Source organism: Escherichia sp. E1V33 (genome assembly GCF_004211955.1).
GTDB lineage: Bacteria > Pseudomonadota > Gammaproteobacteria > Enterobacterales > Enterobacteriaceae > Escherichia.
In genome coordinates, this window is the sequence record NZ_RHJI01000033.1 from 1 (window position 1) to 12,306 (window position 12,306).

A 12,306-nucleotide genomic window follows, 5' to 3' on the forward strand; every position below is an offset into this window, starting at 1 on the left:
ACTAAAACGGGTCTATTTACAGCTACAGCGTCTGCGGTCATATGTGCCAGGTGTAGCGGATCTACCAGTTTAATAACATCAATGTTAGTTCCTGGAATAGTGAACGCTGTCACTCCTGGTAGCAGGTCACGACGCTGATACACAACGTTTCCCTCTTCCAGTGGGCTTACATACTGGAATGCGTTTGCCATACCCGCAGAGAATCGAATTGCAGAGAAGGCTTCCGGCTTACAGAAAACAACAATACGCTCTACAGCAGCCGCCTGGCTTTGTGCTTTTTCGATAATGTCAGTAGCAATCTGATCAAATTCTTTAAAAATCTTCGTGGTGTCAGTGCTGGAAGCGTTCACAGTGGCTTTCATAGCTGATACGTTAAACAGCTTGCCCCACTCGATAAGAACATCATCAGTTTTCGGGGTATAAGTGCGACCACTAAACAGGGAAGCAGCCAACACGCTCTCTTTAGTACGCTGGAATGCAACATTGTGTTTAGCGATATATTCCGCATAGATATCAGTGAGTGTTTCCTGAAAATCAGTGCCAGGCTTACGTTTGCCTTGCACGTCTGCCGGGACAATCAGGCCTTCCCTTAAAAAGTACGGGATTTCAATCAGCCATTCTTTACCTTGTTCTCGCTTAGTAACATTGTGTTCAGAACTAAAACGGCTTGTCTCTTTGTTAAAGAGAGATTCGTTGCTTTCGACAAGCTGGGAAACAGCTACTTTATGAGAACTAACGCCCACCGGATCAGTGAAGTCGAGAGTAGAAAGCAGATAGTTTCTAGTGCTATGCGCAGAGAACAAAGGAGCTAAATCAACGTAATCATTACCTAGAATCATTTATTATTATTCCTTTTATTAAGAAGTGAAAACAGAATGGAACCCTTCAAGCTGGAAGCCTTTTTTAATTAATGCTGTTTTTGCTGCTTCACTTACAGCATTCAGCGCATCAGCTTTGATGCATACAAGCCCAGCATTGCTACGTAGCACATCTACAGGCTTGTTTTCTCCAGCCGTTACAAATTCACTCATAACAACATAGATATCATCTCCTGATTCATATTTAGCGCCAGTGCTGGTGATCAAGTCTCCGCATTCAACATCAGCAGGAAGAGAAGCAAAAACCTTGTTTTCTACAGAGGCAAACGGATCAGTACAATAACTTACAATATCTGTGAAAGTCTTTCGAACTGGAAACAGAGTGTCTAAATCAATAATCATTTAGTAATCTCCTTAGCTTTTAATTTGATTAATTCATTAAGGGAAGGTGTAGACGGAGAAGAAGGAGAAAAATATTTTTCAACACATCGTTCTACGTCCTCGACAGAACACCCAGCGTATTTAGCTACCATTTCGGTAATTTGTGGATTAATTCGCAGCATTTCATCTTTATACTTGATGATTTGCTCTTTATCATTTAAGAACAACATTTATATAAACCTTGTTACCTTGTTTAAAGTAAGAAATACAACTTTTAAGTTGCATAACGGGCAAAATAAAAGGCAGCATTTAAAGCCGCCTTTGTAATTACCCTATGTTATGCACACTCCAAGATGTATGCATAACAAAGGAAAAAAGAGGTAATAATGACACAGTATTTACTTAAGGAGGAGAAGCGGGGAGCGGAGATTTTACTCCCCTTTAACGACAAGAAGAATTTTTAATATCGAACCAATAAAGGAAAAATAATCACCCCTATATAATTATATTAACATACAATATATGAAATGTCAAGATATTTTACAACTTTTTTGTTGCTTTTTTTATTCTTCTGTGATAGTAGCGCCTAAGCGTTGAGCTAGTTCGACAAGGCCATCTCCCACATAGCGAACATCAGATTCAATATCTTCTATCCAGTTTGATAGCTCAAATATCTGATCCGCTGTTAGATATGCGTTTTCGCGCTTACAGAGCATCTCTACACGCTTAGAGAGGTGCTCAAAGGCATTCACAGCTAAATCCCAGTGTTTAAACGCCTCATTTAGTGCCGCTGGCGTGTTTTCTTTGTATGCTTCAAGTTCAGCGCGGTTTAAAGGCAGGAGATAATCATCCTCATAATAATTAATTAGTGAGTAAATTGTGTCATACGTGTTTTTGTTCATATTAAAAGTCTCCATAGTGATCAGCATTATCTAAAATCTGGAATTCTGGAACTAAGTTATTTAGGCCATTGGTGGCGAGATAACCAACATAATGGTTATAGTCTTCAAATCCTAAAATCTGGTATTTGCGCAAATCAGAGCTATCAACGATATACTCTTTTCTTTTTCTAGGTTTCCAGAATACGCCAGGTGTTGAAGATAAGATTTCTTGTAAGGCGTTAAATTCATCTCCACAAGGCACAGAGGGAGAATGTTCTATGATCTCTGTTTTCCATTCGCCAGGGGCGCTATTATGCTTGGTGAGCGTAACTAGCTCTTTAAAGTCTTTGCGTCTTAGAATAGATTTAGGTTTACTTAGAAGAGAAGCTGAATCACCGATTTTCTTAACAACGTTGTTTTTTCTTTTTGCCATTTATTTTTCCTTTTCTTTTAAAGGAAAACACCCCGAAATATGTTTCTAACGTGAGAAAGAACAATAACCAATACATAGCTACTATCATAATAATGTTTTCCTTTTATATTTTAATTACATAGAGAGATTTTAGAGAGTGGAATAGATGAATTCTATTTCTTTATCTAGTCTTTTGAGATTGAATGTAGAGAAAGATAATTCTTTAATTTCTATAACACCGAAGTTTGATAGCTGTTTAAGCCAGAATTTTAAACCAGCTTCAGAGCAAGCTGCTCGATGTAACACATCGCTATATTTTAGCGGTGTTGGCTTTCCTTTATAGAGGTAAGCAAGTGTTTCGTAGATGCGTTTTCCTGTGTCATTACACTGAATTCTGTCTACTTGATTTTTTACTAAATATTGAATCATAACCCTCCTTATTAAAATGGAATATCAAAGTCATCATACACATTTGGGTAATTCTTAGAAAAATATGCCTCAATACCATTTGGTAGCTTTAACCTGTGCTTATAGGCTAACGATGTTGCAAATTCTATAAATGATGCTCCTCCTGTTCTAGTATTCTTCTGCTTGATAATAAGAGAGGCAAAATTCTTTAACACATCCTCCTCATTATCATTAGCTACCTTTTCACTTGATGAAACAGGTGTTTCTTCCGTCTCCCACGGCAAAGGCGCATCCCAATCATCAAGAACATCAAAAGAAGGCTGTTTATTATCTTCCGTAGGTGGAAGCTGATCAGGAACAGCTTTAACAGTAGCTTCTTGTTGTGTCTTGGCTTCTTGTTCATAAGGAAGGACAATATAAGCATTTGTGCTACCTGCCCTTTCCTCAATCTTCAACCAACCAAAAGAAACAAGATCTTTGATATGACGGCGTACCGTCTGATCTGTACCTACTCCTAACCGCTCACCAATACCTTTCAAAGATGGTGTTACCTTTTGGTATGTGCCAGATAAACTTAACAAATAAGAATAAATGATCTTATGGTGTAGTTTTACTTCTTTTGTTTTGCCGTTAATCACCAGGGAAGTGATTGCTAGTAAGTCATAATCTATTCCTAAAAAAGGTTTTGTATGTTTAATCATTAAAAATCTCCTTGATGTAATCACGCTCTACGGCGCTACTATGGTGATAAAAAATCACTTGCTTTTATTTGAGAGTGTTTCAGCCTCTCTTTTCAACATATCAAGAATGTAATCTGTGACAGTGATACGTCTACTTCTGGCTTCTTTAAATAACACCTGAAATACTTCATCAGGGATATGAAAGCAAGTGCGTGGTTGTCTTTTCTTTTCTGTAGTTTCGCTCATAGTTTTCTCCTTCTCTTCTTTACTCTGTTTCAGATTCTTTTTCATTTTTTCTTAGTTCATCAATAATCTTGAGTGCTTCATTGAAGCAAGCTGCTCGCTCTGGATAACCTCGACTCCTTGCCATATTACGATTCATTACTACTTGATGGCGAGATAACTCACCTTTTTTAAATGCCACTACGACGTGCTCCGGTGTAAACCATTTCATAAAAAACTCCTTATTCAGTTAAAAGAAAAAACACCTTGCAAGCCTGACGGCTTCAAAGTGCATTGATTTTGATTATTTAGAGAAGAATGTTTTCTGTCCCTCTAATACCTATTATTACATATAAAGAAACATTTGTCAATACCATTTTCGAAAAAAATCGATCTTTTTCAGCATGTTATAATTTTGCTTAACAATTCGTGCTCTTCTGTGTAGTGCTATTCTTCATTATCCGCTAAAACGCTCTAAAACGCGTTCTAACGAGATTTTGATAAAAGCAATACATTCTCTTATGTAATGGCTATTTAGCTCGCCAGAGGCTTATTTAAGGGGCTTATTTTGTATTTGTTAGGTATATGAAAAGGTGATGGTAGATATAAGATAGAGAGTCACTTTATAAAACGTTCTGTAAAGCCCTGTAGTGAGATTATATATGTAGGCAATGCGTTTCCATTCCCTACCCTGCTTAATGCTGTTAGAGAAGCATTTAGACCCCTTATTTTTAATTACCTAAAGTATCCTCTATACATCTCTGTTATGAAACACCTCTGAATCCTTCATAAAACACATTATGACGCAAAGAACACTTTTCTAAGGTGATTCCCTTCCTGAATGCTGTTTCTTGCGTCAGAGAGCTACACAGAGCTTATAAAGATATTATTAATAATAAAGTAGATAAAGTAAGTAAGATAACTAAGATAGATAAGATTAATAAGATCAGAATTCTCTTTCGGTGTCGCCTCTGGCTTTTCCACCGAAAACAATTACACGACTACAGAGAATAACGAGAGTTATTAAATGTAGGAGGGTAATTAAGAGTTAACACATAAGCAATCAGTATGATTGGTTAGGTGATTACTCTTCTGCGCACAGCGCAATAGTATTTCTTCGTGGGCGTTACCGCCAACGATAGTTACACGAAGAAAGTAACGCTTTGCTTTCGGTGTGAGCGGAACGGGCCAGCCACGAAGCCCGAAAGGTAGCGGAGTAAGGCTGCTTGCCAGAGAGTGAAGCTAACGCCGGAAGGCAAAAAATCATATATATATAGATATAAAGAATATTATTTAATTATTATTTAATTATTCTTATTAACTTATTCTTATCGGGTATCAGTTTTGATAGGGGTAGGGGTATCAGACTTGATAGGGGTAGTCATATCAAAGTTAATAGGGGTATCAATATTGATAGGGGTATCATCGGTTTATTATTCTTTATAAACCCCTGTTAGACTTGATAGGGGTAACAGAATTCTGTGGGGGTAGCTCACAGTGACCTACCGTTACTACCAATCATCTGTCGATGTAACATATCGTTACTACCGATGTGTAATATCGTTACATTCAATAATTAGTCTATGTAACATATCGTTACTACCAACTTTCTTACAAAGAGCATTTCAGATAGCTGAATGTAACCTCTCGTTACATCCATTTGTCACATAGCACTCTGTGTAATGCCTTTCTATGTGTAATGCCATAATCCCCTATATTCCCTGTGTAAATCATAGAATATCCCTAACTTATTCCTGTGTAATTCCATACTAAAAAATCCAATGAAAAGTAGCTTTAAAAGTGCAATGTTAGATTTCTTCACTTTTACATCACTTTCGCAAAGCCTTGTGTAGTGCGGCTTACAAAGCACCATCATAAATTGTTGGCTAAAAAGCAATCTATTATTTATCGAACGAGTTTCTCGTTTGTGCAAATTTTAAAATTTATTTTGTTTTTACAGCCTTATTTCGTGTAATGCGTGGCATAGCAAGCCCTTTTCTTGTGTTGTCAAGACATTTGGCAACGTTCAAACATCTGTTTAGAAATGCCAAATTGTTGATCTAACAAATAAACCTGTATAAACAGAACACCATTTAATCTATTCCCCTGTGTATCCATTAGGCATACCAAATGAATACAGCTAAATCGTGTAATATTCCGTACCCATAAGGCTTGAAACAGACCAAATGAATACGGTATACTCATTTGCATTTAAGTAGTGCCAAATCGACACATTAAGAGGATTTTATGAGCAATATCGGTTATAAGCGTGTGAGCACTGTAGATCAGAACACTGATCGCCAGCTTGCAGGAGTAACTCTCGATAAAGTCTTTGAAGATAAGCTGTCTGGTAAAGACACTAACCGCCCAGGCTTACAAGCGTGTTTAGCCTATCTGAGAGAAGGCGACACCTTACACGTGCACTCTCTCGACCGTTTAGGACGTAACACCTTAGACATCCTTGCTTTAGTTGAACAACTTAATAATCGAGGTGTAATTGTTCGATTTCACAAAGAAGGAATCATTGCTGACATTACAAGCGCGATGGGAAAGATGATGCTTACGATGTTGTCGGCAGTTGCAACGTGTGAACGTGAACTGATGTTAGAGCGTAAACGAGAAGCGCAAGCCGTCAATCCTACAAAGCGTGGTAAAGGGAAGGCAGTAGATAGGGAAGGTATAAAGAAAGCCCTTTCCGCTGGCGTGTCAGTGCGTAAAACCGCCGAGAGCTTTAATGTTGCTCCTTCAACGGTGCAACGTATCAAGAAGGAAGAAGAGGAGGCGTAATGCCTCCTTGATATTTGAGAATTGTCGCTGCGTGGACCTGACGGCGCTGATCTTCTCGTTAAGCGATGATCACGTATGCGCCGATTTCAGAGAAAAAGACAGTAACTGAACTCACTATGAAGGCTAAACGTATCTTTACACTTGATGAAAACGTTCAAAAAACAACCTAACCCCAAAATTCAACAAATTGCAACACATTGTTTTTAAAAGAAAATTAAATCTACATCAAATATTGGTTGACGTAGATTGAGGTGAATAGTAGACTATTAGGGTAAATTACCACCCTTGTAACATCATTTAATGCATGTTCTAATCTTCCTATCGTAAAACCGGAGGAAGTTATGCATTTACTTTCAAAACATCTTCACACTATTCACTTTCTCGTTATTGATGTATTCGTTGTGGCTATTAGTTACCGCATTTGCATCGCTTCCAGTGAAGAGATGGACGCTGTTGCAATTATTGCTCAAGCAATGGCGATATTAACTAAACGACTTTAATAATTTCACTATCAGGCGCATAAACACATCTTTGATCGCTGGATGTGTTATGCGCCTACTGGTGATTCAATCCTTAAGCCATTTCAACTCACTAAGGAGTTTTCTTTCTTCGTTCTCTCGTTGCTTTCGCTCTAGCCAGGCTTTTCCCTCTGGCGTAGACAGGAACTTACGAGCGTGAATCTTGCGGTTATTACGTTTTATAGCTGCAATGTTTTTCATCGTGTTGCCTCTGTATTCATATGAAAATTAACAAGTTACATACTACACAGGGAGACTACGCATAAAACACAATACAAGTAAAGATACATTTTCAAGACAATAGGAGCCATAAAGCGCCTTTGATGGTTATACCAAAAAATAAGCGCCGTAGGCGTATCCACTAAAAAGGGCTTTTTCACAAAAGCTATGAAGTCTTAGCAGTTCTTCTCTTATCAGGCACCCGTTGTACTCCGGTGGACGAAACCGTGCTAGAGCTTGATTCTTTCCCGATCAAGTTAGGTTTTGAAGAGGTGGGCTTTAATCCACTATTGCACTTAAAACTCTTCCCATCATTTAGCCTGTTTATCCTCTGCAACGTCTCACGACGTGTAGCATCATTGGACACCGCGCCAGGTGTGGAACATCTTGCTAAGAGTTTTGGTAGAAGGTTTAGAGACGGTGGCACGTCTTCCAGCTTCAAAGGAACTTGTTACGAGGTTGAGCCTGGGAACTACTCGCCCATACGTGTTACACTACCAAAGCCCATAACAACGTATAGGCGTTTGTAAGTGATAACAGAAGATACAATTTCTTAGAGAAGTTAAGCTAAGTTATTGATTTTCTTGATGGTGCCGATAAGAGGAGTCGAACCTCCGACCTTCGCATTACGAATGCGCTGCTCTACCAACTGAGCTATATCGGCCCTGAAAGGACATGTTCACGAACGTGAATCACGGTGGACAAGGTTAAAACTAACCGGGCGATGCGTCAATGGCCTTGTGAATCAAATGGCTACTTTTGCATCACCCGTTTTTATTTACGCACGAATGGTGTAATCACCAATGCCGATCCACTTATAGGTGGTCAGTGCTTCCAGCCCCATTGGGCCGCGCGCGTGGAGTTTTTGTGTGCTTACCGCGACTTCCGCTCCCAGACCAAACTGGCCGCCATCGGTAAAACGCGTAGAGGCGTTAACGTAAACAGCGGACGAATCCACTTCGTTAACAAAACGCTGGGCGTTGCGCATATCGCGGGTCAGGATTGCATCGGAGTGTTGCGTGCCGTGTTCACGAATATGGGCAATGGCGTCGTCCAGATCGCTGACGATTTTGACGTTCAAATCTAATGACAGAAATTCATCGTCATACTCTTCGGCTTTAACTGCCACCACCTTCGCGGGGCCAGCCTGTAACTGCGCCAGTGCGGCAGCATCTGCGTGTAATGTCACGCCGCTTTCAGCCATTTGCTTGCTTAACGCGGGCAGGAAGCTTTCAGCAATGTTTTTATTCACCAGCAATGTTTCAACCGTATTGCAGGTGCTCGGACGCTGAGTTTTCGCGTTGATGATCACTTTCAATGCTTCAGCGATCTCTGCGCTTTCATCAACGTAAATATGGCAGACGCCAATGCCACCAGTTATCACCGGAATCGTCGACTGTTCGCGGCACAGCTTGTGCAGGCCAGCGCCACCGCGCGGGATTAGCATGTCGATGTATTTATCCATACGCAGCATTTCACTGACCAGTGCGCGATCCGGATTATCAATCGCCTGTACTGCGCCTGCCGGTAAACCGCAGGATTTCAGAGCGTCCTGAATCACTGCCACCGTTGCAGCGTTAGTGCGACAGGTTTCTTTACCGCCACGTAGAATCACTGCGTTACCGGTTTTCAGGCACAGCGAAGCGACATCAACCGTCACGTTCGGGCGCGCTTCATAAATCACGCCAATCACCCCCAGCGGCACGCGACGACGCTCCAGACGCAGACCGCTGTCCAGCACGCCGCCGTCAATCACCTGCCCCACCGGATCGGCGAGGTTGCACACCTGGCGCACATCATCGGCAATGCCTTTCAGCCGTGCGGGCGTCAGAGCCAGACGGTCAAGCATCGCTTCGCTAAGACCATTGGCACGCGCGTCAGCAACATCCTGCGCGTTAGCGTTGAGGATGCTTTCGCTTTGTGCTTCCAGTTCATCAGCAATCTTCTCCAGCACACGATTTTTTTCGCGGCTGGAGAGTTGCGCTAATTTATACGAGGCTTGCTTCGCGGCAATGCCCATTTGTTCCAGCATCAGCCTGCTCCTTAACGGGTAATCATGTCATCACGGTGAACGGCAACCGGGCCATATTCATATCCCAGTATTGCATCAATTTCTTGCGAGTGGTGTCCGGCAATACGGCGCAATGCATCGCTGTTGTAACGACTGACGCCGTGGGCAATATCACGACCTTCGAGGTTACAAATGCGGATAACTTCACCACGCGAGAAATTGCCAGTCACGCTTTTAATGCCTTTCGGCAACAGGGAGCTGCCGCGTTCAAGAATGGCGGCGGTTGCCCCTTCATCTACCGTGATTTCACCCGCAGGCGGCGCACCGAAAATCCAGCGTTTACGGTTTTCAAGCGGAGTCGCCTGGGCATGGAACAGCGTACCGACGGAAATGCCTTCCATCACATCACCAATGACGCCCGGCTTGCTGCCCGCGGCAATAATGGTGTCGATACCCGCACGGCAAGCCACGTCAGCGGCCTGCAATTTGGTACTCATGCCGCCAGTTCCGAGGCCTGAAACGCTGTCACCGGCAATCGCGCGCAGTGCGTCATCAATGCCGTAAACATCTTTAATCAATTCTGCCTGCGGATTGCTGCGCGGGTCTGCGGTATACAAACCTTTTTGATCGGTCAGCAGCAACAGTTTATCGGCACCCGCCAGAATCGCCGCCAGCGCAGAAAGGTTATCGTTATCGCCGACCTTAATCTCTGCCGTAGCGACAGCATCGTTCTCATTAATTACCGGAACGATATTGTTATCGAGCAGCGCACGCAGGGTATCGCGGGCGTTCAGGAAACGTTCACGATCTTCCATATCAGCACGAGTGAGCAGCATCTGCCCGACATGAATGCCGTAAATTGAAAACAGCTGTTCCCACAGTTGAATCAGTCGACTCTGCCCTACCGCCGCCAGCAATTGTTTTGAAGCGATAGTCGCTGGCAGTTCCGGGTAACCCAGGTGCTCACGTCCGGCGGCGATCGCGCCCGACGTCACAATTACAATCCGATGCCCGGCGGCATGTAGCTGCGCGCACTGGCGAACAAGTTCAACGATATGGGCACGGTTCAGGCGGCGCGATCCGCCTGTTAGCACACTGGTGCCGAGTTTTACCACCAGCGTCTGGCTGTCACTCATGATTCTCTGCCATTCAATTTTAGGAAAAATGATATCAAACGAACGTTTTAGCAGGACTGTCGTCGGTTGCCAACCATCTGCGAGCAAAGCATGGTGTTTTGTTGCGCGGGATCAGCAAGCGTAGCGGCAGTTGTTTACGCTTTTATTACAGATTTACTAAATTACCACATTTTAAGAATATCATTAATCTGTAATATATCTTTAACAATCTCAGGTTAAAAACTTTCCTGTTTTCAACGGGGCTCTCCCGCTGAATATTCGCGCGTTAATTAAAATCAGGAATGAAAATGAAAAAGAGCACTCTGGCATTAGTGGTGATGGGTATTGTGGCATCTGCATCCGTACAGGCCGCAGAAATATATAACAAAGACGGTAATAAACTGGATATCTATGGCAAAGTTAAAGCCATGCATTATATGAGTGATAATGACAGCAAAGATGGCGACCAGAGTTATATCCGTTTTGGTTTTAAAGGCGAAACACAAATTAACGATCAACTGACTGGTTATGGACGTTGGGAAGCGGAGTTTGCCGGGAATAAAGCGGAGAGTGATACTGCACAGCAAAAAACGCGTCTCGCTTTTGCCGGGTTGAAATATAAAGATTTGGGGTCTTTTGACTATGGTCGTAACCTGGGCGCGCTGTATGACGTGGAAGCCTGGACCGATATGTTCCCGGAATTTGGTGGCGACTCCTCGGCGCAGACCGACAACTTTATGACCAAACGCGCCAGCGGGCTGGCTACTTACCGTAACACAGACTTTTTCGGCGTTATCGATGGCCTGAACTTAACCCTGCAATATCAAGGGAAAAACGAAAACCGAGATGTGAAAAAGCAGAATGGCGATGGCTTCGGCACGTCATTGACATATGACTTTGGCGGCAGCGATTTCGCTATCAGTGGTGCCTATACCAACTCCGATCGCACCAACGAGCAGAACCAGCAAAGCCGTGGCACGGGCAAGCGCGCAGAAGCGTGGGCAACGGGCCTGAAATACGATGCTAATAATATTTATCTGGCCACCTTCTATTCTGAAACACGCAAAATGACGCCAATATCTGGCGGCTTTGCTAATAAGACACAGAACTTTGAAGCGGTCGCACAATACCAGTTTGACTTTGGTTTGCGTCCATCACTGGGTTACGTCTTATCGAAAGGGAAAGATATTGAGGGCATCGGTGATGAGGATCTGGTCAATTATATTGATGTCGGTGCCACTTATTATTTCAACAAAAATATGTCAGCGTTTATTGATTATAAAATCAACCAACTGGATAGTGATAATAAGCTGAATATCAATAATGATGATATTGTCGCGGTTGGCATGACCTATCAATTTTAATGAATATTGCCGGATGTGATGCATCCGGCACATTTCACTCACGCCGTTAACTTCACCGGCTCGTCACGAAAATCATCCGCCGGTTCCAGTTTCAGATTCAACGTTACCAACAGCTCACGCAGCTTCTCGTGAAACTCTCGCAGGGTGTGCTCCAGTCGTTCAACCACTTCAGTGTCGTTTACCGGAACACTCTTCCAGTCACCTGCTTTATCGAACAGACCAAACTGGTAACTGTAAGTAAAACGGGATTCCTGCGCTTCCAGTTCCATCCACCAGCCCCAAAACTCACGCACTTCCGGCGCGGGTTTCACGTTGACGCATACAGCCAGACAATCGAAAAAGAATCGATTATCTTCGCACTTACCTTCACGAATATACGGGCCTAGTGCGGTAAATTTTTTGATCAATCTGCTTTTCGGGTGTCCACTCGGTAACGTCATTGCGATCTCCTGTTGTGAAGCAACTGTTTTACCAAATTGACAAAATTTAG

15 protein-coding genes and 1 tRNA gene are annotated in these 12,306 nt (G+C 42.6%); 2 read left to right on the forward strand and 14 right to left on the reverse strand.

Going from position 1 to position 12,306, the window contains the following annotated elements:
- The 9 genes from D9742_RS21675 to D9742_RS21710 all read right to left on the reverse strand — a co-directional run.
- A partial coding sequence (locus D9742_RS21675; RefSeq protein ID WP_130238210.1) for a major capsid protein occupies window positions 1-839 on the reverse strand: 839 nt, incomplete at its 3' end.
- Window positions 840-857: 18 nt separating this feature from the next.
- Window positions 858-1,220 carry a hypothetical protein gene (locus D9742_RS21680; protein ID WP_000582631.1) on the reverse strand — a complete coding sequence of 121 codons (363 nt, stop codon included), beginning with the start codon at window positions 1,218-1,220 and terminating at the stop codon, window positions 858-860.
- The gene (locus tag D9742_RS21685) at window positions 1,217-1,429 is read right to left on the reverse strand and encodes a hypothetical protein (RefSeq protein ID WP_024233086.1); all 213 of its coding nucleotides are present in this window, start codon (window positions 1,427-1,429) and stop codon (window positions 1,217-1,219) included. The genes D9742_RS21680 and D9742_RS21685 overlap by 4 nt, the downstream gene beginning before the upstream one ends.
- A gap of 333 nt (window positions 1,430-1,762) precedes the next feature.
- Entirely contained in the window at window positions 1,763-2,101 is a 339-nt protein-coding gene (locus D9742_RS21690; RefSeq protein ID WP_130238211.1) for a hypothetical protein, read from the reverse strand.
- A 1-nt stretch (window position 2,102) separates the two neighbouring features.
- Window positions 2,103-2,513: a hypothetical protein gene (locus D9742_RS21695; RefSeq protein ID WP_001403519.1), complete on the reverse strand. Its 411-nt coding sequence runs from the start codon at window positions 2,511-2,513 to the stop codon at window positions 2,103-2,105.
- Between the two features lie 129 nt (window positions 2,514-2,642).
- Complete coding sequence (locus tag D9742_RS21700) at window positions 2,643-2,921, reverse strand: hypothetical protein (RefSeq protein ID WP_024215446.1); 279 nt, start codon at window positions 2,919-2,921, stop codon at window positions 2,643-2,645.
- An 11-nt stretch (window positions 2,922-2,932) separates the two neighbouring features.
- Entirely contained in the window at window positions 2,933-3,601 is a 669-nt protein-coding gene (locus D9742_RS21705) for a helix-turn-helix domain-containing protein (protein ID WP_089638754.1), read from the reverse strand.
- Window positions 3,602-3,655: 54 nt separating this feature from the next.
- Entirely contained in the window at window positions 3,656-3,826 is a 171-nt protein-coding gene (locus tag D9742_RS23195) for a hypothetical protein (RefSeq protein WP_000005469.1), read from the reverse strand.
- Between the two features lie 19 nt (window positions 3,827-3,845).
- Window positions 3,846-4,034 (reverse strand): hypothetical protein, encoded by a 189-nt coding sequence (locus D9742_RS21710; protein WP_024215448.1) that lies wholly within the window; start codon window positions 4,032-4,034, stop codon window positions 3,846-3,848.
- Between the two features lie 2,015 nt (window positions 4,035-6,049).
- On the opposite strand from D9742_RS21710, the gene D9742_RS21720 reads away from it, so the two are divergent.
- Entirely contained in the window at window positions 6,050-6,589 is a 540-nt protein-coding gene (locus D9742_RS21720; RefSeq protein WP_033560634.1) for a recombinase family protein, read from the forward strand.
- 566 nt (window positions 6,590-7,155) lie between these two features.
- Here D9742_RS21720 and D9742_RS23200 read toward each other — a convergent pair.
- From D9742_RS23200 to proB, 4 genes are all read right to left on the reverse strand, one after another.
- On the reverse strand, window positions 7,156-7,308 hold the full coding sequence (locus D9742_RS23200) for a hypothetical protein (RefSeq protein ID WP_000788776.1): 153 nt from the start codon (window positions 7,306-7,308) through the stop codon (window positions 7,156-7,158).
- A 606-nt stretch (window positions 7,309-7,914) separates the two neighbouring features.
- Window positions 7,915-7,990 (reverse strand) — tRNA-Thr (locus tag D9742_RS21730).
- 114 nt (window positions 7,991-8,104) lie between these two features.
- The gene (proA, locus tag D9742_RS21735; RefSeq protein ID WP_130238212.1) at window positions 8,105-9,358 is read right to left on the reverse strand and encodes a glutamate-5-semialdehyde dehydrogenase; all 1,254 of its coding nucleotides are present in this window, start codon (window positions 9,356-9,358) and stop codon (window positions 8,105-8,107) included.
- 11 nt (window positions 9,359-9,369) lie between these two features.
- The gene (gene proB / locus D9742_RS21740; RefSeq protein WP_001285288.1) at window positions 9,370-10,473 is read right to left on the reverse strand and encodes a glutamate 5-kinase; all 1,104 of its coding nucleotides are present in this window, start codon (window positions 10,471-10,473) and stop codon (window positions 9,370-9,372) included.
- 287 nt (window positions 10,474-10,760) lie between these two features.
- Between proB and phoE the strand changes: the two genes are divergently transcribed.
- Complete coding sequence (phoE, locus tag D9742_RS21745) at window positions 10,761-11,816, forward strand: phosphoporin PhoE (protein WP_130238213.1); 1,056 nt, start codon at window positions 10,761-10,763, stop codon at window positions 11,814-11,816.
- 38 nt (window positions 11,817-11,854) lie between these two features.
- On the opposite strand, the gene crl is transcribed toward phoE, so the two are convergent.
- Window positions 11,855-12,256, reverse strand: coding sequence for a sigma factor-binding protein Crl (gene crl, locus D9742_RS21750; RefSeq protein ID WP_130238214.1), 402 nt, complete (start codon window positions 12,254-12,256; stop codon window positions 11,855-11,857).
- Between the last annotated feature and the right edge of the window lie 50 nt (window positions 12,257-12,306).

Excerpts from the sequence above, each read along its gene's own strand:
- D9742_RS23195 (WP_000005469.1), bottom strand. The coding sequence starts at position 3,826 with ATGAGCGAAACTACAGAAAAGAAAAGACAACCACGCACTTGCTTTCAT.
- D9742_RS21685 (WP_024233086.1), bottom strand. The coding sequence starts at position 1,429 with ATGTTGTTCTTAAATGATAAAGAGCAAATCATCAAGTATAAAGATGAA.
- D9742_RS21700 (WP_024215446.1), bottom strand. The coding sequence starts at position 2,921 with ATGATTCAATATTTAGTAAAAAATCAAGTAGACAGAATTCAGTGTAAT.
- D9742_RS21680 (WP_000582631.1), bottom strand. The coding sequence starts at position 1,220 with ATGATTATTGATTTAGACACTCTGTTTCCAGTTCGAAAGACTTTCACA.
- proA (WP_130238212.1), bottom strand. The coding sequence starts at position 9,358 with ATGCTGGAACAAATGGGCATTGCCGCGAAGCAAGCCTCGTATAAATTA.
- phoE (WP_130238213.1), top strand. The coding sequence starts at position 10,761 with ATGAAAAAGAGCACTCTGGCATTAGTGGTGATGGGTATTGTGGCATCT.
- D9742_RS21705 (WP_089638754.1), bottom strand. The coding sequence starts at position 3,601 with ATGATTAAACATACAAAACCTTTTTTAGGAATAGATTATGACTTACTA.
- D9742_RS21710 (WP_024215448.1), bottom strand. The coding sequence starts at position 4,034 with ATGAAATGGTTTACACCGGAGCACGTCGTAGTGGCATTTAAAAAAGGT.
- crl (WP_130238214.1), bottom strand. The coding sequence starts at position 12,256 with ATGACGTTACCGAGTGGACACCCGAAAAGCAGATTGATCAAAAAATTT.
- D9742_RS21690 (WP_130238211.1), bottom strand. The coding sequence starts at position 2,101 with ATGAACAAAAACACGTATGACACAATTTACTCACTAATTAATTATTAT.
- D9742_RS21720 (WP_033560634.1), top strand. The coding sequence starts at position 6,050 with ATGAGCAATATCGGTTATAAGCGTGTGAGCACTGTAGATCAGAACACT.
- D9742_RS21695 (WP_001403519.1), bottom strand. The coding sequence starts at position 2,513 with ATGGCAAAAAGAAAAAACAACGTTGTTAAGAAAATCGGTGATTCAGCT.
- proB (WP_001285288.1), bottom strand. The coding sequence starts at position 10,473 with ATGAGTGACAGCCAGACGCTGGTGGTAAAACTCGGCACCAGTGTGCTA.
- D9742_RS23200 (WP_000788776.1), bottom strand. The coding sequence starts at position 7,308 with ATGAAAAACATTGCAGCTATAAAACGTAATAACCGCAAGATTCACGCT.